The organism is Comamonas fluminis (genome assembly GCF_019186805.1).
GTDB lineage: Bacteria > Pseudomonadota > Gammaproteobacteria > Burkholderiales > Burkholderiaceae_C > Comamonas > Comamonas fluminis.
Genome location: NZ_CP066783.1, coordinates 4306805 through 4330973 on the forward strand (window position 1 = coordinate 4306805; position 24169 = coordinate 4330973).

Annotated in this window: 23 protein-coding genes and 1 pseudogene; 13 read left to right on the plus strand and 11 right to left on the minus strand. The window is 62.4% G+C overall.

The features are described 5' to 3' along the window. Positions 1-123: 123 nt before the first annotated feature. Positions 124-1725: a sensor domain-containing diguanylate cyclase gene (locus tag JDW18_RS19880; RefSeq protein WP_218241319.1), complete on the plus strand. Its 1602-nt coding sequence runs from the start codon at positions 124-126 to the stop codon at positions 1723-1725. 8 nt (positions 1726-1733) lie between these two features. On the opposite strand, the gene JDW18_RS19885 is transcribed toward JDW18_RS19880, so the two are convergent. Both JDW18_RS19885 and JDW18_RS19890 read right to left on the minus strand, forming a co-directional pair. Beyond that, a complete protein-coding gene (locus JDW18_RS19885; protein ID WP_218241320.1) occupies positions 1734-2054 on the minus strand; it encodes a hypothetical protein in 321 nt (106 codons plus the stop codon). Beyond that, a complete protein-coding gene (locus JDW18_RS19890) occupies positions 2051-2458 on the minus strand; it encodes a zinc-ribbon domain containing protein (protein WP_218241321.1) in 408 nt (135 codons plus the stop codon). The genes JDW18_RS19885 and JDW18_RS19890 overlap by 4 nt, the downstream gene beginning before the upstream one ends. 248 nt (positions 2459-2706) lie before the next feature. Here JDW18_RS19890 and JDW18_RS19895 point away from each other — a divergent pair, with 248 nt between their 5' ends. From JDW18_RS19895 to JDW18_RS19905, 3 genes are read left to right on the plus strand one after another with little or no spacing between them, the layout of a single operon-like run. Next, complete coding sequence (locus JDW18_RS19895) at positions 2707-4302, plus strand: flavin monoamine oxidase family protein (RefSeq protein ID WP_218241323.1); 1596 nt, start codon at positions 2707-2709, stop codon at positions 4300-4302. A 26-nt stretch (positions 4303-4328) separates the two neighbouring features. Then, positions 4329-4820 carry a c-type cytochrome gene (locus tag JDW18_RS19900; RefSeq protein ID WP_218241324.1) on the plus strand — a complete coding sequence of 164 codons (492 nt, stop codon included), beginning with the start codon at positions 4329-4331 and terminating at the stop codon, positions 4818-4820. Between the two features lie 30 nt (positions 4821-4850). Next, on the plus strand, positions 4851-5396 hold the full coding sequence (locus JDW18_RS19905; RefSeq protein WP_218241325.1) for a RidA family protein: 546 nt from the start codon (positions 4851-4853) through the stop codon (positions 5394-5396). Positions 5397-5495: 99 nt separating this feature from the next. Here the strand turns inward: JDW18_RS19905 and JDW18_RS19910 are convergent, their stop codons facing one another. The 3 genes from JDW18_RS19910 to JDW18_RS19920 form a co-directional block, all read right to left on the minus strand. Further along, positions 5496-6470, minus strand: a complete 975-nt coding sequence (locus JDW18_RS19910) for a Bug family tripartite tricarboxylate transporter substrate binding protein (protein WP_218241326.1) — start codon at positions 6468-6470, stop codon at positions 5496-5498. Positions 6471-6556: 86 nt separating this feature from the next. Further along, a complete protein-coding gene (locus tag JDW18_RS19915) occupies positions 6557-7591 on the minus strand; it encodes a TraB/GumN family protein (RefSeq protein WP_218241327.1) in 1035 nt (344 codons plus the stop codon). A gap of 21 nt (positions 7592-7612) precedes the next feature. Then, complete coding sequence (locus JDW18_RS19920) at positions 7613-8695, minus strand: fumarylacetoacetate hydrolase family protein (protein WP_218241328.1); 1083 nt, start codon at positions 8693-8695, stop codon at positions 7613-7615. A 110-nt stretch (positions 8696-8805) separates the two neighbouring features. On the opposite strand from JDW18_RS19920, the gene JDW18_RS19925 reads away from it, so the two are divergent. From JDW18_RS19925 to JDW18_RS19935, 3 genes are all read left to right on the plus strand, one after another. Beyond that, the gene (locus JDW18_RS19925; RefSeq protein WP_218241329.1) at positions 8806-9594 is read left to right on the plus strand and encodes an IclR family transcriptional regulator; all 789 of its coding nucleotides are present in this window, start codon (positions 8806-8808) and stop codon (positions 9592-9594) included. A 33-nt stretch (positions 9595-9627) separates the two neighbouring features. Continuing rightward, positions 9628-10779, plus strand: a complete 1152-nt coding sequence (locus JDW18_RS19930) for a DUF3108 domain-containing protein (RefSeq protein WP_218241330.1) — start codon at positions 9628-9630, stop codon at positions 10777-10779. A gap of 311 nt (positions 10780-11090) precedes the next feature. Beyond that, positions 11091-11393 carry a BTH_I0359 family protein gene (locus JDW18_RS19935; protein ID WP_218241331.1) on the plus strand — a complete coding sequence of 101 codons (303 nt, stop codon included), beginning with the start codon at positions 11091-11093 and terminating at the stop codon, positions 11391-11393. A gap of 86 nt (positions 11394-11479) precedes the next feature. Here JDW18_RS19935 and JDW18_RS19940 read toward each other — a convergent pair whose 3' ends face one another. The 3 genes from JDW18_RS19940 to JDW18_RS19950 all read right to left on the minus strand — a co-directional run bounded on the left by JDW18_RS19940 (position 11480) and on the right by JDW18_RS19950 (position 13185). Then, a complete protein-coding gene (locus JDW18_RS19940) occupies positions 11480-11710 on the minus strand; it encodes a hypothetical protein (RefSeq protein WP_218241332.1) in 231 nt (76 codons plus the stop codon). A 4-nt stretch (positions 11711-11714) separates the two neighbouring features. After that, positions 11715-11819 (minus strand): excalibur calcium-binding domain-containing protein, encoded by a 105-nt coding sequence (locus tag JDW18_RS19945; protein ID WP_218244001.1) that lies wholly within the window; start codon positions 11817-11819, stop codon positions 11715-11717. A gap of 277 nt (positions 11820-12096) precedes the next feature. Then, positions 12097-13185: an AbrB family transcriptional regulator gene (locus tag JDW18_RS19950; RefSeq protein WP_218241333.1), complete on the minus strand. Its 1089-nt coding sequence runs from the start codon at positions 13183-13185 to the stop codon at positions 12097-12099. Positions 13186-13310: 125 nt separating this feature from the next. Between JDW18_RS19950 and JDW18_RS19955 the strand changes: the two genes are divergently transcribed. Continuing rightward, positions 13311-14216: a ChaN family lipoprotein gene (locus tag JDW18_RS19955; protein ID WP_246610110.1), complete on the plus strand. Its 906-nt coding sequence runs from the start codon at positions 13311-13313 to the stop codon at positions 14214-14216. Between the two features lie 9 nt (positions 14217-14225). Here the strand turns inward: JDW18_RS19955 and JDW18_RS19960 are convergent, their stop codons facing one another. Together JDW18_RS19960 and JDW18_RS19965 are read right to left on the minus strand one after the other, a co-directional pair. Next, on the minus strand, positions 14226-14519 hold the full coding sequence (locus JDW18_RS19960) for a hypothetical protein (RefSeq protein WP_218241335.1): 294 nt from the start codon (positions 14517-14519) through the stop codon (positions 14226-14228). 4 nt (positions 14520-14523) lie between these two features. Continuing rightward, a complete protein-coding gene (locus tag JDW18_RS19965; RefSeq protein ID WP_218241336.1) occupies positions 14524-17241 on the minus strand; it encodes a sensor domain-containing protein in 2718 nt (905 codons plus the stop codon). Between the two features lie 51 nt (positions 17242-17292). Here JDW18_RS19965 and purU point away from each other — a divergent pair, with 51 nt between their 5' ends. The 4 genes from purU to JDW18_RS19985 all read left to right on the plus strand — a co-directional run bounded on the left by purU (position 17293) and on the right by JDW18_RS19985 (position 22190). Next, a complete protein-coding gene (gene purU / locus JDW18_RS19970) occupies positions 17293-18141 on the plus strand; it encodes a formyltetrahydrofolate deformylase (RefSeq protein WP_218241337.1) in 849 nt (282 codons plus the stop codon). 31 nt (positions 18142-18172) lie between these two features. Continuing rightward, positions 18173-19075 (plus strand): LysR substrate-binding domain-containing protein, encoded by a 903-nt coding sequence (locus tag JDW18_RS19975; protein ID WP_218241339.1) that lies wholly within the window; start codon positions 18173-18175, stop codon positions 19073-19075. A 236-nt stretch (positions 19076-19311) separates the two neighbouring features. Next, the gene (locus JDW18_RS19980; protein ID WP_218241340.1) at positions 19312-20454 is read left to right on the plus strand and encodes an ABC transporter substrate-binding protein; all 1143 of its coding nucleotides are present in this window, start codon (positions 19312-19314) and stop codon (positions 20452-20454) included. Positions 20455-20642: 188 nt separating this feature from the next. Further along, the gene (locus tag JDW18_RS19985; protein WP_218241341.1) at positions 20643-22190 is read left to right on the plus strand and encodes an FAD-linked oxidase C-terminal domain-containing protein; all 1548 of its coding nucleotides are present in this window, start codon (positions 20643-20645) and stop codon (positions 22188-22190) included. A gap of 15 nt (positions 22191-22205) precedes the next feature. Here the strand turns inward: JDW18_RS19985 and dsdA are convergent. Continuing rightward, positions 22206-23542, minus strand: a pseudogene (gene dsdA / locus JDW18_RS19990) (D-serine ammonia-lyase). Positions 23543-23597: 55 nt separating this feature from the next. On the opposite strand from dsdA, the gene JDW18_RS19995 reads away from it, so the two are divergent. Continuing rightward, on the plus strand, positions 23598-24140 hold the full coding sequence (locus JDW18_RS19995) for an SMI1/KNR4 family protein (protein ID WP_218241342.1): 543 nt from the start codon (positions 23598-23600) through the stop codon (positions 24138-24140). Positions 24141-24169 lie beyond the last annotated feature (29 nt).

Sequence of the window (24169 nt, forward strand, 5' to 3'; positions counted from 1 at the left end):
TGCGGTATTCCACGTGCAGCCAGTGCGCCTGACACCAGATAATGCGAACCAGCCACGAATAACAACGGCAGAAATCGACAGTCCTTGGGGAGAGGGCTGCCGCCCATCTGCTGCCTTGACCGAATGCAATCACCGAAGATACCCGATGCCAACCGCAGCGCTGCCCGGCTGGATCTGCGCCGCCTGATTCTGGTGCTCACGATCTGCAGCGCCCTGATTCCGTTTGCCAACACCTTCTACGCCGGCTACCTGGTGCAGCGCCAGCAGCTGATAGACACCACGCTGGACGGCCACTACGCCTATGCCACCAAGCTGGCGCGCAGCACGGATGACTTTCTGCAATCGGCCCTGCAACAACTGGACTACAGCGCCAAGCTGATGGCCGGGCACATGAAGGACAACGTCTTCCTGGGCGAAGAAGCCACGCGGCTGCGCCTGCAGACCAAGAGTTTCAACTCCGTCACCATCATCGACAACACCGGCTATGTGCTGGCCACATCGCCCGAGACACTGCAGATCGCAGGCAAGACGCTGACCACCAGTGGCATTGTGGAAACCCTGCAGACCAAAGGCCCGGTCATCAGCCAGCCTTATATGGCGGTTACCGGCAACTTCATTGTCTTTATCTCGCAGCCTGTTTTTGCGGAAGACGGCCAGTACCTGGGCGCCGTGGGCGGCAGCATCTACCTCAAGCAGGAAAGCATGCTGGATACGCTGCTGGGCTCGCACTTCTATGAAGACGGCTCCTATGTCTTCGTCGTGGACAAGAACAAGCACATCATCTACCACCCTGATGGCAAGCGCGTGGGCAACCAGGTGAACAACAACGACGCCATCAACCAAATCAGCCTGGGTGAATCCGGCAAGATGCCGCTGATCAACAGCCAGGGCCGCGAAATGCTGGCGGGCTATGCCATCGTGCCGTCCACAGGCTGGGGCATCGTGGCCCAGCGCCCCAAGGCGGCAACACTGGCGCCCCTCAACGATCTGATGCGATCCGTGCTGTACAAGACACTGCCTATCGCCATTTTGATGCTGCTGCTGATCTGGTGGAGCGCCCGCCGCATTGCCAGCCCGCTGCGCCAGCTGGCCAATGGTGCGCGTGACATGGACAGGCCCGAAACCGCTGACAAGATTCAGTCCGTCAAGTCCTGGTACTTTGAATCGCACGAGCTGAAAAAAGCCATGCTCAAGGGCATTGACCTGCTGCAGCGCAACATCACCAAGCTGCGCGAGGACGTGAACACCGACCCGCTGACTGGCCTGGGCAACCGCCGCCACCTGGAGGCCGCCATCACCGCCTTCCAGGCGCAGGAGACACCATTTGCCGTGCTGGCCATAGACATCGACCACTTCAAGAAGGTCAACGACAACTTTGGCCACGATGCGGGCGACAAGGTCCTCAAGCAACTGGCCCGGCAGATGCGCGATGTCTCGCGTGCCAATGACGTGCCCTGCCGCGTGGGGGGTGAAGAGTTCTTGCTGCTGCTGCCCGGCGCACCGCTGCACAGCGCCGCCCAGGTGGCAGAGCGCCTGCGTGCACTGGTTGAACATACCGAGCTGCCCGTGGTGGGCCGCATCACCATCTCACTGGGCGTGGCGCACTGGCCCGACAGCGATGACGATATGCAGGCCGTGTTCAAGCAGGCAGACGCCATGCTCTACGCCGCCAAACGTGGCGGGCGCAACCGGGTGGAAGTGGCAGCCACGGTGGAGCCTGCCTGAGTACGGCTTCAAGGGTTGACCCACAGCATCAGCGCCACCACCACGCCCAGCAGCAAGGGCGTGGCAGCTATTAGCAGCTCCAGCACCCGCCACACGGGCCGTGGTGCGGGCTGCGCCCTGAACGCCAGCACGTTCAGCACTGTCGCCGCCAGCGACAGCACCCCGGCCACCAGCACTGCCAGCAAATACAGCGCCAGCACTGGCATGCCGCAGGCATAACCACCCTGCCCGCGCTGGGCCTGAATGCTGGACTCTGCCATCCAGTACGCGCCGAACGGTATGACGACCAGCGCCAGCAGCGTCAAAACCCAGGATATCTGGCGCTTCATGACACCCCCTCCTTTTCAGACTGCCGCTTGCCCTGCTGCTGCACACGCCGCGCCTCGGCGGCACGCTCGCGCTCTTTGCGCCTGCAGGCATTGCAGCGGTTGGCCCTGGTGAAGACCTGGCCCTTGGCCACCTCGTACCACCACTTCTGCCGCGTGGCGGTCCACACCTCCTGCTTGCCGCAGTCCTTGCAGCAAAACGGCTCGTCCACGTAATAGCCACGCGCCACAAAGTCGGGCTGGCCGTAGCTGTTGTAGGCCGCCAGTTGCAAGGGGTTGCAGGCGGCCATTGCCGCCGTCAGCGCAGGGGGTGCAACTGCCTGCGCTGCAGCAGACGCGGCCGCCCGGGCCGCCTTCCCCGCGCGCTGCAACTGTATTTCTGCCTTGCGTTGTTTGCCGCTTTTCATGCACTCCACCTTAACCCAGCAGGCATTCCCGGCACCCATGCACCAATCTGAACTTGCATGCTTCAAATTAGTGAGCATGCACCGCAACAGGGATAAGCGCTGCAAGCCACACACCTCTTAGAAATTAACAAGTCATTGATTTTTAGGAACAAAACATTTGTAGGACATATCTGGCACACCTCTTGCAAAGAACGCTTGCGCTGCCGCCATGCCAAGGCAGCACCAGTTCTTCAGAAAGGGAATCTCAGATGCCAGAGCCAAGCCAACATTTCAGCCGCAGACAGCTGCTTTCCATGATCGGGAAAGTGGCGGGCGGCAGTGCCATGTACCAAGCCATGAGCTCGCTGGGCTATGCCGCTGAATCGCACTACAACGGCCCCGTCAAACTGAGCAATGCCAAGCCCGGCTCCAGCGTTCTGGTGCTGGGTGCAGGCCTGGCGGGCATGGTGGCCGCCATTGAATTGCGCGCTGCGGGCTACAAGGTGCAACTGCTCGAATTCCAGGGCCGCGCCGGTGGCCGCTGCTGGACGCTGCGCGGCGGTGACGAGTTTGCTGAACTCGATGGAACGCGCCAGAAAGTGGGCTTTGCCAAGGGCAACTATTTCAACCCCGGCCCCTGGCGCGTGCCCTACCACCACCACGCGATGCTGGATTACTACAAGCGCTTTGGCATCAAGCTCGAAGCCTTCAACCAGGTCAACTACAACGCCTATCTGCACAACAGCAAGGCCCTGGCGGGCAAGCCCCAGCGCTTTCGCCATGTGCAGACCGATGTCTATGGCCATGTGGCCGAGCTGCTGTCCAAGGCCACCAACCAGGGCGCGCTGGACCAGGCCATCAGCAAAGAGGACAAGGAACGCCTGCTGGAAGGCCTCAAGGCCTGGGGCGTGCTGGACAAGGAATACCGCTACCGCTCAAGCAACGCCGTCAGCGACTTCCGGGGCTACGACATTGACCCCGGCGGCGGCCTGATGGCGCAGGCCAAGCCCTCCACCCCTATGGGTCTGCATGATCTGCTGGAATCCAACCTGTGGCGCCAGATGGGCACCGGCAATGTGTATGAGTTCCACAGCGCCATCTTCCAGCCCGAGGGCGGCATGGACATGCTGGCCCAGGCCATGGCGCGTGATCTGGGTTCGGCCATCCGCTACAACACCAAGGTCACCAAGATTGCCCAGAACGACAAGGGCGTGACCGTGGACTATGTGGACGCCCTCAAGTCCGGCGCCACCCAGCAGGCCCGCGCCGACTGGTGCGTGTGCACGATTCCGCTGTCCATCCTCAGCCAGATCGAAGTGCAGGCCAGCGCGCCCATGCAAAACGCCATTGCCAGCGTGCCCTACGGCAGCTCCATGAAGGTCGGCCTGGAATTCAAGCGCCGCTTCTGGGAAGAAGACGAGCGCATCTACGGCGGCATCAGCTACACCGACCTGCCCATCCAGCAAATCTCCTACCCCTCCACCGGCTATATGAGCGGTGGCCCCGCCGTGCTGCTGGGCGGCTACGCCTTTGAAAACAGCAACGCCTACCGCTTCTCGGCACTCAAGCCGGCCGAGCGCATTCGCCTGGCGCTGGAATACGGCGCGCAGATTCACCCGCAATACAAGCAGGAGTTCCTCAACGGCGTATCGGTGGCCTGGCACCGCATGCCCTGGATCAACGGCTGCTTTGGCAACTGGACCGACGCCCTGCGCGAGCAGCACTACCAGAACCTGGCCCAGGTCGATGGCCGCCTGGTACTGGCGGGCGAGCATGTCTCGTACATCCCCGCCTGGCAGGAAGGTGCCGTGCTGTCCTCGCTGGACGCCATTCAGCGCCTGCACGCCAAGGCCTCCAGCCTCTGATCGACAACGTCTCAAGGAACCACACCATGCACACATTGCACCGTCTTTGCGCCGCCACCGCCCTGGCTCTGAGCCTGGCCGGAGGCGCCATGGCCCAGTCACAGGGCACACAGGATGTGAAAAACCTGCAGCCGCTGCAGTCGGCCGCCATCCTGGCCATCTCGGCAGCAGATACCCAGGCGCTGATGAGCAACTTCTCCTCCCTGCGCCCGCGCTTTTCGCAAACCGGCGGCGAAGCCCTGTACCAGGCCACCTGCCAGGGCTGCCACATGGCCAAGGGCGAAGGTGCCAAGGGTGCGGGCTTTTACCCCGCCCTCGCCTCCAACCCCAAGCTGGCCGCTGCCGCCTACCCTGCCTCGGTCGTCATGAACGGGCTGCACGGCATGCCCTCCTTTGCCAGCAAGCTGTCTGACGACCAGATTGCCGACGTCGTGAACTATGTGCGTAGCAACTTTGGCAACCAGTACCCCGACAAGCTCTCGGCCACCGACGTCAAAGCCTTTCGCGTCACGCAATAAGCCACCCGATCAATTCATTCAGGAGATCGCATGAACATTCCATCCATCCTCAAGACCACCGTCACCGCTTCCGCTCTGGGTGCAGCCACCCTGCTCACCGGCTGCGCCGCCACCACTGCGGGCGGCGGCGATGTGGTGCGCTACAAGACACCGGGCTCCACCTTCCCCATCGCTGCGGCGGTAGAAATTCCCACCGATGCCCGCACCGTCTATCTCTCGGGCAAGGTGCCGCCCGTGGTGGACAAGTCCAAGCCCGCCACAGACCCTGCTGCCTATGGCGGCGACACCGAAGGCCAGACCGTGGCCATTCTCAAGGGGCTGGAAGAACAGCTCAAAAGCATGAACCTCACCATGAGCGATGTGGTGAAGATGCAGGTCTTCCTGGTCGCAGACCCGGCCAAGGGCGGCAAGATGGACTTTGCTGGCTTCATGCGCGGCTACACCCAGTTCTTTGGCACAGCAGCCCAGCCCCATCTGCCCGCACGCTCGGCCTTCCAGATCGCCGCACTGGCCAACCCCGCCTGGTATGTAGAAATCGAAGTGGTGGCCGTTCGCGCCGCCAAAGCAAAACCCTAAATTTGATAGCTGATAGCGCTTGATGGACAAGCGCTTGAAGCATTTTTAGCTCATAAAAAAGGCCCGGAAAACCGGGCCTTTGTGCTTCAGAGAAAGCAATCAATCCAGCTTCACGCCAGCGGCCTTGATGACCTCGCCCCAGCGCTTGGCTTCGGCGCGGGCCATGGTGTGGAACTGCTCGGGCGTGCCGGGCAGGGCTTCCATGCCGAAGTCGGCCATGCGCTTGACCACATCGGGGTCCTTGAGCGCTTTTTGCAGGTCGGCATTGATGCGCTGCACGATGGCGGGTGGCAGACCCTTGGGGCCCAGAATGCCCTGGAAGGCATAGACCTCGGAGTCCTTCAAGCCCAGCTCGGCCAGCGTGGGCACATTGGGCAGGTTGGGCACGCGCTTGGCGGTGCCGATGGCCAGTGCACGCACCTTGCCGGACTGAATCACGGGCAGGCCCGAAGCCAGGTCCAGGAACATGCAGGGCACCTGGCCGCCCATCACATCGGCCAGCGCGGGGGCTGCGCCCTTGTAGGGGATGTGGGTCAGGCTGGTGCCGGTGCGGTTCTTGAACAGCTCCATGGCCAGATGGTGGGGCGAGCCGTTGCCGGGCGATGCGTAGTTGAGCTTGCCGGGGTTGGCCTTGGCGTAGGCCAGGAATTCCTTGAAATCCTTGGCTTCAAAAGCGGGGTTGACCACCAGAGCCATGGGGAAACGGCTGATGCCGCCGACATAGGTGAAGTCCTTGTCGGGGTTGAAGGGCAGCTTGCTGAACAGGTGTTCGTTGTAGGCAAGGATGGCGTTGTCAGCCGACATGATGGTGTAGCCATCGGGCTTGGCCGAGGCCACCATCTGGCCACCGATATTGGTGGAGGCGCCGGGGCGGTTGTCCACCACGATGGTCTGGTTCAGCGTCTTGCGCATGGCTTCTGCCACGGTGCGGGCCAGCACATCGGTGCCGCCTCCGGGTGGGTAGGGCACAACCCAGCGCACGGGGTTGGCAGGCCAGTCCTGCGCCATGGCAAAGGGGGAAGCGGCTGCAGCAGAGCCTGCGGCCACAGCGGCCAGAAATTGACGGCGATCCATCGGTTTTGTCTCCTTGTGTTGAAGGGTTGGTTTTGGTTTTATGGCGCTGCAGCTTTTATATTTTTGATAGCTGTCAGCGCTTATATTTATTGGGCTTCCATCGGTTTTGATGGCTTGGATTTGAAGGGCACCCGTTCGACCTTGTAGCCTTTTTTGCGCAGCAAGGTGGGCAGGCCGTTGGGCCCCACCATGTGCAGCGCGCCCACGGCGGCAAAGACGGAGTCACCTTCCTTGAGCAGGTTGACGATGCCGTCCGCCATGCCAGGGTTACGGTCGTCGATCAGGCGTTTGAGCTGGGCACGCTCACGCGGGGTGTTGGCGCAGTCGCACCAGTCGGCGTATTTCTCCAGCTTCTCCTGTTTGCCATCGGCCCACAGGTCGGCGATCAGGTGGACTTGCTCGGATGCCTTGCCGTTTTCCAACTGTTTGAGGCCATCGTCCACGCTTTCAGCCACTTCCTGGGGGTCTTCGGAAAACAGTTCACGAATCTGCAGCTCTGGCGTTTCAAGGCCCACCACCGGCTTTTTCAGGCCTGCGGCCATCCCGGCCAGCAGCATGTCCACGCCATAGTCTGGATACACGCCCTGACCACGGGCAGACATGGCCTGCAAGGCAATCACCTGCGCATCGGGGCGCAGCACCGCTATGTCCTGTGCACAGGCCTTGTCGCGCTGCACCTGCAGCCGCGCCGCCAGTGCAGCTTCCAGCTCGGGGGCGTCGTCACGCGCTTTCATGCCTTGGGCAATGCCTTTGACGACTTCCGGGTCCATCACATTGAGCTCCAGCGCCAGCTTGTCGGCCTTGCCCATGGCCTCCATCACCGTGCGACCGGGCACCAGCCAGGTACGGCGCCCCACATGGGATGTGCCATACAGCCAGCTCTCGCGCCCGCCATTGCTGACACGCCAGAGCAAGCCCCTGTCCTGCGCGGCGCGGGCTATCGCTTTCATCTCGCCGGAACTGGGCATGCTGGCCTTGGTCGGGCAGCTGGCGGCCTGTGCCACTGCGGGCATGGGAATGTCCTGCAGCGATTTATCGGCTTCGGGGGCTGCCTGGGCCCAGCCGCAGCACAGCGTCAGGCTCAGGGCCAGCAGTCGGCGTTGCATTACAGATGTCGGCATCACACGGTCTCCGCAGTGGTTTCAATCCTGCGCAGTATCCCCGACCGGGTTCTGCTCACCCTCATCGCGGTCATCGCGGTCGTTGCCACCCGGAGGGGCAATGTTCTGGTCGATGGCGCCAAAGATGCTCTGGCCGTCCTTGCCCTTCATCTCGATGCGGATGGTGTCGCCAAACTGCATGAAATCGGTCTTGGGCGCGCCGTCCTGAATGGTCTCGATGCAGCGTTTTTCGGCGATGCAGCTATAGCCCTTGGGCCAGTCCATGCGCTTGTTCTTGCCGCTGCCGGTTTCCACGCCCTTGTTGCTCACCGTGCCGCTGCCCACGATGGAGCCTGCGCGCACATTGCGGGTCTTGGCAATATGGGCAATCAGCTGACCGAAGTGAAAGGTCATATCGTCACCCGCATCGCACATGCCCACCTTGCGGCCGTTCCAGGTCGATTGCAGCGTCAGGTGCAGGCGGCCGCCCTTCCAGGCGTCACCCAGCTCGTCCAGCGTCACCGCCACGGGGCTGAAGGCGGTGGCGGGCTTGCTCTGGAAAAAGCCAAAGCCCTTGGCCAGTTCGTTGGGGATGAGGTTGCGCAGGCTCACGTCGTTGACCAGCATCACCAGACGGATACCGTCCAGCGCATCCTTGGCGTCCGTACCCATGGGCACATCGCCGGTGACCACGGCAATCTCGGCCTCGAAATCAATGCCCATGGCCGTGCTGGGCACGATCACATCGTCACAGGGGCCGATGAAGTCATCGCTGCCGCCCTGGTACATCAGCGGGTCGGTGTAGAAATTGGCGGGCACCTCGGCATTGCGCGCCTTGCGCACCAGTTCGACGTGGTTGATATAGGCCGAGCCATCAGCCCACTGATAGGCGCGGGGCAGCGGGGCCATGCAGCGCTGGGGGTCGAACGGGAAGGCGTGGCGGGCCTTGCCGTGGTTGAGTTCGTGCGACAGATCCTGCAACTGGGGCGCCATATAGCTCCAGTCGTCCAGCACCTGCTGCATGCGGTTGGCAATGCCGGTGGCATAGCAGGCCTGGCTCAGGTCACGCGAAACCACAACCAGTTGCCCGTCGCGCGAACCATCTTTGTACGTTGCCAGTTTCATGCCTGCTCCCTGTCATGATGGCGGCTGCGACTGGCACAATGCCATCCAGCCTAGCCAAATTACGATTGGTTAAATTGATTTAACTAAACAAAACACGATTCTATATTGCAATGGACAAGGAACGCGCAGGGATTCAATCGGTAGAAGTCGGTTTCTCGCTGGTCGAGGCCCTGGCGCAGGCGCATGGCCCACTGATGCTCAAGGACCTGGCCGCCGCCGCCGGCATGAGCGCGGCCAAGGCCCACCGCTATCTGGTCAGCTTTCAGCGCATCGGGCTGGTGGCGCAGGATGAGCGCAATTCCCGCTATGACCTGGGGCCAGCGGCGCTCAAGATTGGCTTGGCCTCCATCGCCCGGCTGGACCCGGTGCGCCTGGCCCGCGAGCGCATTCCGGCATTGCTGGAGACACTGAACCACACGCTGGCCATTGCCGTCTGGGGCAACCACGGCCCCACCATCGTGCACTGGGAAGAATCGGCCCAGGCCGTGACCGCCAATCTGCGCCTGGGCGATGTCATGCCCATGCTGGCCTCGGCCACAGGCCGCTGCTTTAGCGCATGGCTACCCCGCGAGGTGACTGCACCGCTGCTGGAGCCTGAAATTGAACGCGCCCGCAAGGCCCGCCGCCAGGACCTGCCGCAAACCGAAGAAGCCGTGGCCGCCATGCTGGCCGAGGTGCGCGAGCGCGGCACGGCCCGCGTGGTGGATACCGTGCTGCCCGGTATCGTGGCCTTTTGCGTGCCGGTCTTCGATGCATCCGGCCACATCGTGCTGGGCCTGATGACCCTGGGGTCGCTGGCGACTTTCGACCCGGAATATGGTGGAGCCATAGACACGCCGCTGCAGGCCGCCGCCCGCCAGCTCTCCAGCGACCTGGGCTGGGGCGCCGCCGCCAGCTGAGTGACGACCGACCACCCTCGCAAAGACCTTCGCATGGGCAGCCCCCGCAAGTCCTACAAAGCACTGATTCCCGTCACCGGCGTGGTGCTGACTGCCCACGCCGTCGTGCTGCTGGGCCTGCCAACGCTGCCCCAGCCACAACCACCGGCACCGCCGCCTGTGGTCATGGACACCCGCATGGTGGAGCTGGCACCGCCGCCGCCCGCTCCGGCATCCCCTGCTCCCCCTGCCCCTGAGCCAGCGCCACAACCGGCCCCGGCGCCCAAACCTCGCCTCAGGCCCAGACCTGCGCCTGTGCCCGCACCAGCCCCATCAGAGTCACCAGCACCTGAAGAAACTCAGGAAAATCAGCCTCAACCCCAGGAAAAACCTGCGCCAGCCGCTCCTGAATCAGAAGCACCACCTCCTGCGCCGCAACCACCAGCACCCGCCCCGGAGCCTCCAGCCGATCCGCCCGAAGCCAATGGCAGCGACACAGCACGCCCCCTGCAAGTCACCCCCGCAGGGGCTGCGCCACTGCCGCCGGGCACGGTGCTGCCCGTGACGCTGCCCAACTCAGCCACGCTGGAGTTCAATGCCTCGGGCCAGGTCAAAGGCTTTCAATACTCTGCGGGCGCCCAGTTGCAGTGGCAGCACGATGGTCAGTACTACCAGGCACGCCAGTCCATCAGTATGTTTTTGATGGGCGAGCGCTCCCAGACCAGCGAAGGCCTGATTACGCCGCAAGGCCTGCAGCCACTGAACTTCACCGACAAGGGCCGCAAAACCCAGTCGGCCAGCTTTGACGTGGCCGCTGGCAAAGGCCACTACAGCGGCGGCACGGCTGACGCCGCAATTTCCGACGGCATTCAGGACCGGCTCAGCGTCTTTCTGCAGCTATCGGCGCTGATTGCGGGTTCCCCCGAAAAATACCCGCCCGGCACCGTCATTGAGCTGACCTCCAGCAGTGCCCGCGCCGCGGCGCGCTGGCAGTTCCGCGTGGGCGCAACCGAGGCGCTGGAGCTGCCCATTGGCAGCGTCATGGCCGTGCGGCTGGACAAGCTGCCCAGCAAAAGCAGCGACCAGCATGGCGCCGTCTGGCTGGCCCCGGCCATGCAATACCTGCCCGTGCGCATCAAACTGACGCAGGGACACGACGACTTTGTGGACCTGCAGCTCAAGAGATACGCCCCCGCGCCGCAGTGAAAGCCGCCCTCATGCACGGCATAAACCCTGAGAAGACGGCATCCAGAGCGCTTTTCGTAGCGCTCACACACCGGCAAGACCACGCCCTGCCATCGCCACACCAACCGGCGCGATGGACTACTGCGGCTTCGGAATACCGGTTCGTCGTTGGCGGCGCAAATCCATGGAATACTGCATAGAACGTGCTGGCGTAGAGATCGTCAACACGTTCTCAGATGTCCTGGGCGGGCGCTTCACCCTTGAAATGCCGCATCTGGCCACCATCTCAGGATGGCAGGCATGCCCATAACGGAAGTGAAAGGAGGAACACCATGCAAATGCTTTACGACTCGGAATCCTTTGCGGTGCTCCATCTGCGTCCAGACATGGAAGCAGACGCTCCGGCAGGCACCGCCGTGGCTGAGCCCAAAATCCAGGCCCATCAACTGCCTCGCCACGGTTTTGAAATCGTGGACAAGCGCTCCGGCAAAGAGGTTTATCTCGATGGATCCTGGGCTGAAATGTTCCAGAAGCAGATTCTGGCCTGGCAGCAAGATGCGCCGACCGAAGAAGAGGTAGAGGAAATCCTCGACACCTATACCGGTCTGGCCCAGCAACCTGTCATCGTCCACTGAGCCCTTCGCTTCAATCACAAAAGCCACTCAATACTCTGAGTGGCTTTTTTCATGGCTTTCGTAGCCCCCTCAATCGCTGGCAGCTATCATTTTCTAAGCAGCAGTGTCGCAACACTGGCTGGCAGCATGCAGGCCACAAAGCCCAGCAGCCAGCCACCGGCACCCAGCGTCAGCCAGTAAACCCAGTCAATGCCCTGCTCGGCACAGTGAATCTCGCATTGCGGGTTGTGCTGCCAGGCCATCCACATCACCAGCCCACCGACCAGACAGCCTGCACACAGGCTGATGGCGAAGCAGATAAGCCAGGGCTTTTTCATGCAATTAACGGCACCACTGCTTTTCGCATGGCACTCCATCTCCGTTGCCATCCATCTTGGTGCCAGGACAGTTACGCAAGAAATAGGTTGCCTCTTCACAAGAAGTCATCTGCGAACAATGGGTACGGCCATCACATTTGAATTTGGACGTGCTTGTCCCCACGTCAACGGCGCGGGGCCTTGGCTCCGATAGAAGCAACGCAGGCGCGCTCTCCACGCTCTCTGCCAGCTTTCGTTTGCCATCAAAGTGCGTATATGCCTGCCAGGCACCTATCGCAACCACAACCCAGAAAATCAGTCTGAACACTCATCCCCTCCTGTTTTTCGTTTAATCGCCAGGATCGTATCAATATTCAGAACTTCGGCTCCAGCCCGCTGCCGCTTCCTCACGTAGCTTTCAGATTCAGCCACCGGTACAGCGGGGCCACCAGCAGCAGCACGGCAATCAGGCGGCAGACCTGAAAGGCGGTGACCACGGGCACACCCAGTTGCAGCACCTTGGCGGTAATCGCCATCTCGGTAATGCCGCCCGGCGATGTTCCCAGCAGCAGCGTGACCCAGGGCAGGCCCGTGCCCCCGTGCAGCAGCCAGGCAAAGCCTGCACAAAGCACCATCAGCCCCACGGTGCCCAGCGCCACCATGCCCAGCCAGCGCGGTGCAGTGTGCAGAAACTCGCGCCGGAAACGCACGCCCAGACTGACGCCAATCACCAGCTGCGCTGCATTCATCAGCCATTGCGGCACGGCAGACAGCTCAATGCCCGCCATGGTCAGCCCCATGGAGACCATGAGTGCGCCCAGAAACCAGGGGTTGGCACGCTTGAGCCATAGCATCAGCAGCGCCCCGGCCCCTGTGGCCAGCGCCAGCCATGCAAAGCCCGGCCATTGCACGATGCGAATGCTGGGCGCCGTCAGGCCGGGGTCGCCATGCAAGCCCGCCCATTGCAGGGCAAACGGAATCGTCACCGTCACAATCACCAGCCGCAGACTGTGGCTGGCGGCCACCAGATCGGTCCGCGCCTGTTCGCGCTCGGCCAGCAGTGTCATCTCGGAAGCCGCGCCAATCGCGCCTGAAAAATACGTGGTGGCGCGCAGCCGCTCTTCGGTCATGCCCGGCAGTTGCAGCATGCCGGGCGCCTGCACCCGATACAGCCAGCGCCCAAAGGCCCAGCCCAGAAGCAACGCCCAGGCAATAGCCAGCGCAATGGCCCACCACAGGCCTGCCACCAGCGCCGTCACCGCGGGGGTGAAGTACAGACCCAAGGCGCCGCCAATCGTCCACTGCCCCAGGTTGCGCAGCCAGCCCCAGCTTTGCGTGGGCGCCCCAGCAATCGAGACCAGCGACACCGAAATCAACGGCCCCAGCATCCACGGCAGCGGCGTGTGCAGCATCAGACATAGCTGCGCCGCCAGCCAGGCCAGCAGCAAGGTGGCGGCAACATGCAGCAAAAAGCGAGGGGAAGGCAAAACAGACATGTGCACAGGGCACCGGCAAGGCACGACAATGGCGAATGCCGCAGTATCGCGGCAAAACTCGGTGGGCAAAGCCATAGCTACAAAGCCATGCCCCGTCTTTCAACAGATTGGACTGGTTGATATTTATGTGGATGGCATCACAGGCGCTGACGCGCCCTGCACTCTCTTCCCTGGCACGGGCTGGCGCACTGACTGGTGTGCTGCTGGCAGCGGGCTGCGCCCACCAAAGCCCCGCCCTCACCACAGATGCCGAATGGCAGCAGACGCTGACCCAGTGGCACGGCGCCAAGATCATCGCCTTGGGTGAGCAGCACGACCAGATCGCCCATCACCAGTGGGAAGCGCAGACCGTCCAGCAACTGGCGGCGCAGCAACGGCTGAGCGCACTGGTCATTGAGATGGCCCCTGCGGGCGGCAGCACGGCAGGCTTGCCCGCCACTGCCAGCGAAGAGCAGGTGCAGCAAGCCCTGCACTGGCAAAGCGGCAGCGCGGGTGGCGGCTGGCCCTGGAAGGACTATGGCCCCATGGTGATGAACGCCGTGCGCGCCGGTGTGCCTGTGCTGGGCGGCAACCTGCCGCGTACGCAGATGAAACAGACCATGGGGGAGACCCGCTATGACAGCCATCTGCCTGCCGCAGGCTGGCAGGCGCAGCTGGACGCCATCAAGGAAGGCCACTGCGGCCTGCTGCCCGAATCGCAGTTCGCACCCATGGCCCGCATTCAGCTGGCGCGTGATGAATCCATGGCCAAAGTCACGGCATCCGCCGTGCAGCAACAGGCTCAGCCTGGGCAGGCGGTGCTGCTGGTGGCAGGACGCGGCCATGTGCGCAGCGATATTGGCGTGCCCACCTGGCTGCCCAAGGATTTCCAGCAAAAAGTGGCAATAGCCCAGTCAGATAAAGCGCAAGCAGCTATCAATATGCAAGCAGACAAACTGCTGACGCTGACAGGTAACGCCTCCAAAGACCAATGCGCCGAACTGCGCGAGCAGTGGAAGAGCCGCCCTGCGCCCAGGCCTCAGGCCAACTGACGGCTCGGCTCAGTCCAGCAGGCCCTTGTCCTTGAGGGCCTGCTGCAACAACCGGGCCACCTGCGCATCTGGCAGGCGGGCGGTGTAATTCAGAGTGTGGAACCAGGGGTTGGGGTGGTCTGTCTCGAAGTCGCAGTCCACCACCAGCCGGTAACCTGGCGAATGGGGCGGGTGTGCAGCCAGATATTCGGCCAGCCAGTCCCGCACCCAGTCGCCACAGTCGTCAAAGTTTTCTCTGCCAAAGACCTCTTCAACCCGCCGCAGCGGCAGCTTGAAGCAGAAGCTGGTGGCGGGTTGGTACACGCGCTTAAATCACCACGCCGTCTTCAACGCTCAGCAAATCCACCAAAGGCTGCCCGGCACCCGCTTTTTCCAGCAGGCGCGTGAACTCTTCGGCAGGCAGCGGACGGCTGCAGAAATAGCCCTGGAAGAAGTCACAACCCTTGTCTTGCAGAAACTGCAGCTGTTCGCGGGTTTCAACGCCTTCGGCCAGCACTTTCAGGCCCATGGCATGGCCCAGCGCAATCACGGAGCTGCTGATCGTCATGTCATCGCAGCTGTGAGGAATGTCGCGGATAAAGCCTTGGTCGATCTTGAGCAGGTCGAGCGGGAAGCGCTTGAGGTGAGCCAGCGATGAATAGCCGGTGCCAAAGTCATCAATGGCCAAGCGCAGACCCAGCCCACGCAGGCGGTTGAGCACCGCCAGCGCCTCTTCGGGCTGCTCGGCCAGAGCGCTTTCGGTGATCTCCAGCTCCAGCGACTGCGCTGGGAAGCCGGAAGCCGCCAGCACCTGCGCTGTTTCCCCCGCAATATCCGTCAGCAGGAACTGGTGCAGCGAGACATTGACCGCGATGGTCAGCTCCGGCAGGCCTGCAGTGCGCCATTGCTGGCCCTGGCGGCAGGCCTCGCCCAGCACCCACAGGCCCAGCTGGCCGATGATGCCCGAGCTTTCCGCCACAGGAATAAAACGGGCGGGCGAAATCAGCCCCTCTTCAGGGTCCAGCCAGCGAACCAGGGCTTCCGCCCCCATCAGCTGGCCTGTGCGCAGGTCAATCTGCGGCTGGTAGTACAGGCGCATATGGCCCAGCTCCAGCGCCTTGCGCAGTCGCGCCTCCAGCGCCAGTCGTTCACGGGCCGCCTGCGTCATTTCTTCATGGAAGAAGCACCAGGCATTGGAGCCGCGGCTCTTGGCGCCGTACACCGCCGCATGCGCGCCCTGCATCAGGTCTTCGGTGCTCAAGGCATGGTCGGGGTACAGGCAGATGCCCACGCTCACGCTCACCACCACGGACAGGCCATCCGGCGTAGTCCAGGGTTTGGCAGCCGCGGCCATCAGGCGCTCGGCCACCTCGACCGCGTCGTCATTGTCATTCAGGTTTTGCGCCACCACGCACAGCTCGTCACCCGCCAGTCGGCCAATGATGTCTTCAGCGCGCAACGCACCCTGCACCTGGGCCGTGATGTGCTTGAGCACCTCGTCGCCGATGGAGTGACCATAGCTGTCATTCACATCCTTGAAGCGGTCGATATTGAGCAGCATGACCGCCAGGCGGCGGCTATCGACCTTGGAGCGCGCCACGGCATTGCCCAGCAGGCGCGCAAACTGCGCCCGGTTGGGCAGGCCCGTCAGCACATCGCGGTGAGAGAGGAATTCCAGCTGCTTTTCACGCGCCTTCTCGGCAGAGATATCCGTGAACATGCAGACGTAATGCGTCACCACGCCTGCCGCATCCTTGACCGCACTCAGCGACATGTGCTCGGGGAAGACCTCGCCGCTCTTGCGCTTGTTCCAGATTTCGCCCTGCCAGTGGCCCGTGGCATGCATGCTGGCCCACATGGCGTCATAGAACTCCTTGCCATGACGGCCGGACTTGAACATGCGCGGCGTCTGGCCCAGCATTTCTGCCTCGGTAAAGCCCAGCAGGCGCGTAAACGAGTTGTTGACCGAAAGAATACGGCTGCGTGCATCGGTCACGACCACGCCTTCAATCGTGTTGTCCACCACCGTCGCCGCCAGACGGCGACGTTCGTCGGCCTCCCGGCTGGCGGTCTGGTCGGTCAGCAGGCCTGAGATGCGCAACAGCTTGCCATCGGGGTCCTTGTGCGCCTGTCCACGCGCACGGAACCAGCGGTACATGCCGTCAAAGCACAGCAGTCTGGCATTGAGCACCAGCATACTGCCCTGCGTCACCGTCTCCTTGAGATCCAGACGCGCGGCCTCGGCATCCTCAGGGTGCACGCGGGTGTAGAAGTCAAAGTCGCGGGCCAGATCCTGCCCCTTGTAATGCAGCAATGCGCCCATCCCGGAGGAAAGGTTCAGCTTCTGCTGCACCGCATCCCATTCCCAGACGCCGCTGCCACTGCCTTCCAGTGCCATGCGCAGCATGGTTTCGCTGCGGGTCAGGGCATTGCGGGCATTGACCATCTCGCTCAAGTCCTGCAGCACACACACCAGCGCCACAGGGCCGCGCACGCCAGAAGCAGCCACGTGGCTGATGGTGCACAGCACTGGCGTGACCTTGCCTGTCGTGGCATGGGTGCAGTGGCGCAGGGTCTGAAAGTGGTCCAGACTGCCGTCAAGCAGGCGCTCGATCTGCAAAGCCACTTCTGCGGGGTCGTCAGCGGGCACCAGCGCTCTGAAGTCCTTGCCGCGCAAGGATTCCACGCTGCAACCCAGCCAGCCAGCCAGCTTGGCATTGGCCCAGGAAATCTCGGCGCCGCCCACATGCACGCGCGCCATGCCCGCCGGGGCATAGCGCACGACCAGTTCCAGCTCCTGCGCTGTCTCCTGGCGCACCTGGTCCGCGCGTTGCTTGCGCGCAATCAGCCTGGCCGCCACTGCCGAAGAGATGAGCAACCAAGCGATAAACAGGCTTATCTGCCAGCGCACGGACTGCTGGTGCGTCGATACATCAAAATAATCGAGCACCCAGGCCTGCGCGCCCAGCCATATCACCCCAGCGCACACATAGAGAGTGATAAACACCCAGGGTGCGATGCGAGAGTTCCCCCTCTCGTTTTTCATGAATTTCCTTTGTCCGCAGGGTCGTCGCCTTGCTGCGACAATTGCCCAGCTATGACCCAAGCCTATATTTTGACTCTATCCTGCCCAGACCGCCTGGGCCTGGTTCACGCCGTTTCGGGCTTTTTGCTCGAACAAGGCGGCAATATCGAAGAAGCTGCGCAGTACAACGACCCGGTAACCGGCCTGTTCTTCATGCGCGTGCAGTTTGCCTGCGACGGCAAAGACGCCACTTCCCTAAAGGCATCCGTTGCCGAATTAGCTGACCAATATCAAATGAAGTGGAGTTTGCACTCCAAAGCAGAGCGGATGAACACCGTCATCATGGTCAGCAAGGAAGGCCACTGCCTCAACGATTTGCTGTTCCGCTGGAAGTCCGGCCTGCTGCCCATCGAAATCAAGGCGATCATCAGCAATCACCGCGAGTTCTATCAACTGGCCGCAAGCTACAACATCCCCTTCCACCACATTCCCGTCACTGCCGCCACCAAGGCTCAGGCCGAAGAGCGACAGTACGAAATCATTCAGGAAGAAGGCGCAGAGCTGGTGATTCTGGCTCGATACATGCAAGTTCTCTCCAACGACCTGTGTCAAAAATTGTCAGGCCGTGCCATCAATATTCACCACAGCTTCCTGCCCAGCTTCAAGGGTGCCAAGCCCTACTACCAGGCACATGACCGTGGCGTGAAACTGATTGGCGCCACCGCCCACTATGTGACCGCTGACCTGGACGAAGGCCCGATCATCGAGCAGGACGTGGCCCGTGCCGACCACACCGACACCGTGGAAGACCTGACCTCGCGCGGGCGCGACACCGAAAGCCAGGTGCTGGCCCGTGCCGTGAAGTGGCACAGCGAACGCCGCGTGATCCCCAACGGTCACAAGACCGTCGTGTTCCGCTAAGCCTGCCTCAAGGCTTGGGAGCTTTTTCGGCATGAGCAGCAGCCACAGCGCCTGGACCAGCATCACGGCTCGGCGGATTCCGCCGATTCAGTGCTTGCTCACTTTCGAGGCGCTGGCGCGGCTGCGCTCGGTCACGCAGACGGCCGAGGAGCTGTGCGTCACGCCCAGCGCCGTCAGCCACCGCGTCAAGCAGCTGGAGCAGATTCTGGGCACACGCCTGTTTGGCCGGGCGGATTTTTCGCTGACGACCGATGGCAGCTCCTATCTGGCCCATGTGCGCGAAGGCCTGGGCGCCCTGCAGCGCTTTCCCGGCGCATCGGCCGCACCCGGACGCAGACGCCTGAAACTGGCCGTCACCCCCACCTTTGCCCGCGTGATTCTGATTCCGCGCCTGCGGCAGTTCACCAAGGCCTATCCCGAAATCGATATTGCGCTGCAGGTCTCCATCCCGCTGCTGGATGTGATTGGCGAGGACGCCGATCTGATGGTGCGCTTTGGCGCTGGCCACTATGCCGATGTGGAGCATATCGAGCTGGCCCGCGACGCCATCACGCCTCTAGCTTCGCCCAGTTTCATCCGTGAACACGGCCCCTTCGAGCGCCCCGAAGACCTGGAAGGCATGCCACTGCTGCGCAGCCCGCTGGAGCCCTGGCGCACCTGGTTTGCTGCCACAGGGCTGGACATGGCCGAGCCCAACGAAGGCTCGCAGTTCAACGATATCGGCCTGATGTGCGACGCCGCATCCGCCGGCATGGGCGTTGCCCTGGTACGCCACAAGCTGGGCGCGCCCTGGCTGGAAAACGGCACGCTGGTGCGCCTGTTCGACATAGACGCCCCCAGCCCCCACGCCCATTACCTGTGCTGGAAGACCGGCATCATGGACCGCTGGGAATGCTCGGCCTTTGCCGAATGGCTGCACAAGTCCATGAGCTGAACTGCTTCAAAAAGCATAGCTATCAGCGCATTTTTTAAAAGGGCTTGAAGCCTTTTTTACCCATAGAGCACATCTTCAGCAAGACGACTTGCTCCATATCAAAACGAGCTGCACTCCTGAAGTCATAGCTGCCTAACGTCGCCCCTGTGCGACATAGCGGTGTTCCTCCTCATCTGCCTGACCACAGGCCTTGCCCACCATGGATGCACAACATTCATGACAGCAGGAGGAGACCCATGCATTTGCCACGCCCCAACACCCTTCAACACCTGCTGCAGGTGCTGGGTCTGAGTGCTGCACTGACCGCTGGCGCGGCATCGGCGCAGGAAGCGCTCATCATCGGCGCCAGCCTGCCGCTCAGCGGCTCACAGGCTGCTGCAGGCAAAGAAGGCCAGGCCATCATGCAGGCCCAGATTGACGCTTTCAACCGCGAAGGCGGTATCGGCGGGCGCAAGCTCACGCTCAAGCTTCTGGACGATGGCTATGACCCACAGCGCACCGCCACCAATACCCGGCTGCTGACAGAGCAAGGTGCTGTGGCCCTGCTCAACTGCTGGGGCACTGCCAGTTGCGCCGCCATGCAGCCCGAGCTGGAACGCAGCCAGACGCCACTGATCGGCGCCATTGCCGGTGCGGGCGCGCTGCGCCAGCAACCGGGCCGCATGGCCTACCCGCTGCGCGCCACTACGCGCACCGAGATCAATGCCATGCTGCAGCAGATTCAGACGCTGGGGCAATCGCAGGTGGCCATCGTCTATCAGCAAGACAGCTTCGGCCAAAGCAGCCTGGATGTGGCCCGCGCAGTGCTGAAAGAGCGCGGCATGGGCGCTGCGCAAGAGCTGGCGATTGACGCATCAGGCAGCAATGCGGCAGCCCTTGCCCAGCAGCTGACGCAGGCCAGCCCTGCGCCTCAGGCCATCATCGTGCTGGCCGGTGCATCTGCCACCGTAAGCCTGGTCACGCAGGCGCGCCTGGCCCAGCTGCAGCAGTCCATCTACAACCTGGCAGCACAGGCCAATCAGGCCGTGGTCAAGGGTCTGGGCAGCCACACCCGCAGTATCGTCTTCACAACGCTGGTGCCCAGCCCCTGGCGCAGCTCGGTGCCAGCAGTCAAGTCCTATCAGCAGCTGCTGAGCGCCAGCGGCATGCCGCCGCCCTCGTATCTGGGGCTGGAGGTCTTTATCAACACCCACGCACTGCTGGAAGGGCTGCGCAAGGCTGGCCCCGGCGTGCAGCGCAGCACCCTGCCTGCCGCGCTGGAAGCACTGGGCGAGCTGCGCTACGGCCATATGCATGTGCGGCTGACCGCCCCGGCGCGCACAGGCTCCAGCTATGTGGGCCTGGCCATGATTGACCAGTCCGGCCAGTTCCGCGAATAGCGCATAGCAAAGCGCAAAACACTCTTGCGCGGTGTGGCATCCAGCATGGTTTTTTATAAAAACTGCCTCAACCCCAGTAAATAAAAGCGGTTGCAGCTATCAAAATTGATAATCCTGCAATCGCTTTTCAACGAATGCTGCAATAAAGCTCACACCGCAGCGCGGGCGCATCCTCTACATTTGCAGACATGACGCCCGCCAGCACCTTCACCGATCTTGTCGCCACTTCCAGCGAGGCGGCCAACGCCGCGCACCGCCAGCCCGAGCTGTCCGAGCGCGCCCGGCGTCAGGCCGAGGTGCTGGCCGCCCTGCGCCCCCATGTGCCAGCGCATGCGCTGCTCTACCAAAGCGAAGACACCACGCCCTATGAGTGCGACGGCCTCACGGCCTATCGCCAGCGCCCGCTGCTGGTCTGCCTGCCGGAGACTTATGCACAGGTGCAGGCCGTACTCAAGGCCTGCCACGCCATCAACGCGCCCGTGATTGCACGCGGCGCAGGCACGGGCCTGTCGGGCGGTGCCATGCCCCACCCCATGGGCGTGACACTGTCGCTGGCCAAGTTCAACAAGATTCTGAATGTGGATGCCGCCAGCCGCACAGCCCTTGTGCAATGCGGCGTGCGCAACCTGGCCATCAGCGAAGCCGCTGCACCCTACGGCCTGTATTACGCGCCTGACCCCAGCAGCCAGATCGCCTGCACGATTGGTGGCAACGTGGCCGAAAACTCGGGCGGCGTGCACTGCCTGAAATACGGGCTGACGGTGCACAACGTGCTCAAAGTGAAGGGCTTCACCATCGAAGGCGAGCCTGTGGAGTTCGGCTCGGATGCCCTCGATGTGCCGGGCCTGGACCTGCTGGCCATCATGATCGGCAGCGAAGGCATGCTGGCCGTGGTCACCGAAGTCACCGTCAAGCTCGTACCCAAGCCCCAGCTGGCGCGCTGCATCATGGCCAGCTTTGACGATGTGCGCAAAGCGGGCGATGCCGTGGCCGCCGTCATTGCCGCAGGCATCATTCCCGCAGGTCTGGAAATGATGGACAAGCCCATGACTGCCGCCGTGGAAGACTTTGTGCGTGCAGGCTATGACCTCACCGCCGAGGCCATTTTGCTGTGCGAGAGCGACGGCACGCCTGAGGAAGTGGAAGAAGAAATCGCCCACATGAGCCAGGTGCTGCGCAACGCTGGCGCCACAGCCATCACGGTAAGCGAGAGCGAGGAAGAGCGCCTGCGCTTCTGGAGCGGGCGCAAGAACGCCTTCCCCGCCAGCGGCCGCATCAGCCCCGACTACATGTGCATGGACTCCACCATTCCGCGCAAACGCCTGGCCGACATCCTGCTGGCCATTCAGGAGATGGAAAAGAAATACCAGCTGCGCTGCGCCAACGTGTTCCACGCAGGCGATGGCAACCTGCACCCGCTGATTCTGTTTGATGCCAACAACCCCGACGAACTGCACCGCTGCGAACTGTTCGGCGCGGACATTCTGGAAACCAGCGTACAGATGGGCGGTACGGTGACGGGCGAGCACGGCGTGGGCGTGGAAAAGCTCAACAGCATGTGCACCCAGTTCACGACGGCCGAAAACGCCCAGATGTTTGCGCTCAAGGCTGCGTTTGACCCGCAGGCCCTGCTCAACCCAGGCAAGGTAATCCCCACGCTTAACCGCTGTGCCGAATACGGCAAGATGCTGGTGCGCGGCGGGCAGATCAGCCACCCCGATCTGCCACGTTTTTAAGCAGTGGCTTGGCGCTTATGCAGAGAGATTGAGAGCCTGGCCCCGCGCCAGAAACTTGGCATATTCCTCATCCGGCACAAACAAGCCGCCCGTGGTCCAGACAATATGCGTGGCGTTTGCCATATGCGGCAGCAAATTCTGGCGCTGCAGATAGTCCTGCCCCGCAGCGCTTCCCAGCAAGGCACGCGGGCCGCTAAAGCCTGCCGCCGCCGATGGCTCGATCTGCAAGCCCTCGGTTTGCTGCAGCAGGGCTAGGTGGCTAAACAGCGTCTCGTCTTCCACCGTGAACACCCCGCCCAGAAAACCGCGCACCACATCGGCAGCCAGCTCTGATGCGGCAGGCACGGCCAGGCCATCGGCTTCGGTCTGGTTGCTCAAGCCCAGCTCATAGACCGATGGATGCTGCGCCATGCCGGGCAAGGCGGCCGTGCCCGCCAGCATTTCCACCATAAAGCAAGGCGACTGCACGGGCTCGGCAAAAAAGCAGTGCACGTTCGCACCAAAGGCCTGCTGCAAGCCCAGCGCCACACCACCAGGTGCGCCACCCACGCCGCAAGGGATATAGACAAACAAAGGATGATTTTCATCCACAACGCGCTTGTGCTCAGCGAGTTGCGCTACCAGATACGGAGCAGAAGCCGCATAGCCCAGCAGCAGAGACAGCGAATGCTCGTCATCCACAAAATGACAATGCGGGTCTTGCTCGGCCAGCGCACGGCCTGGGCATAGTCGCCCTCGTGCTCCACCACATCCACGCCACGTGCACGCAGGCGCTGCTTTTTCCATTCCTTGGCATCAGACGACATATGGACCGCCGCCTTGAAACCCAGGGCAGATGCCATGACGCCAATCGACAGGCCCAGATTGCCGGTGGAACCCACCGCCACCTGATACTGGGCAAACACGGCACGCGCCTGCGCGCAAGCCAGTTGCGTGTAGTCGCCATCAGCCAGCAAGCCATGCTGCTGCGCGACCTGCTCGGCATATTCCAGCACCTCATGCACGCCGCCGCGTGCCTTGACCGAGCCAGCCACCGGCAGGCTGTGATCGGCCTTGACCCACATATGGCCCATGGCCTCAGGCAGGCCCAGCGACTGCTGCATGGCAGGCACGGCCAGCAAATCAGACTCGATGCGCCCCTCAGAGGCTTGCAGTTCAGGGAACAGCACTTTCAGCAGCGGCGCAAAGCGCGCCAGCCGGTCCACGGCCTGCTGAACCTGGTCCGTGCTCAGCGCTTGCGTCGATTGGCAATGCTCGGTGCGACCGGCCCAGAAGGCTGGCTTGGCCTGACGCAGTGCGTCCACGGCCTGCTGGGTCAGTTGCGAGCGGGATGAGGCTTCAATACTTGGCATGATGGCGGGATTCAGATCAACGGCCTGCATGGTAGCGAGCTGTGAGAAACACATCATGAGTCCAGTATTTCTTCAGGCGGTAGAGCAGCTCAAGGAGTGGATAGCAGCAGGCTCGGTAGACCTCACACGCCAGCAGGTGCGCAAAGGCGTGATGCACAGCAGCACCGAAACGCTGCGTTTCAGAGTCAAGTCTTTGTCTGAAGCCGAGCTGCAAGACATCAACCAGCTGTGCCCGGAACCTCTGCCTCCCGCCTACTTTCACTTTCTGCGTGAGGTGGGTTGCGGCGAGTTCTTCATCGACGAACTTCGCGCGGCCTTTGACATCTTTGGCCTTGATGAACTGCACCAGGCCGCAAGCCATATCGCTCAGGAAATCGCCGAAGAAGATGAGCCCACTGTGGACAGCTTCTTTATGATCGGTGTGCACAACAGCATGGGCGACTGGATGGGTTTTTGCACCTCCAGAAAGGAGGCGGACAACTACGAGGTCTTCAACCACGAAGTGCCGATCTACTGCTACGCCGAAGACGCCTTCTGGAAGAACTTTGAAGACTGGGTGATTGCCGCTGTCAAAAGCAAGGGGCAGGAGACTTTGTAAGTCTGCTGCCCCTTTTCAACACGCACTGC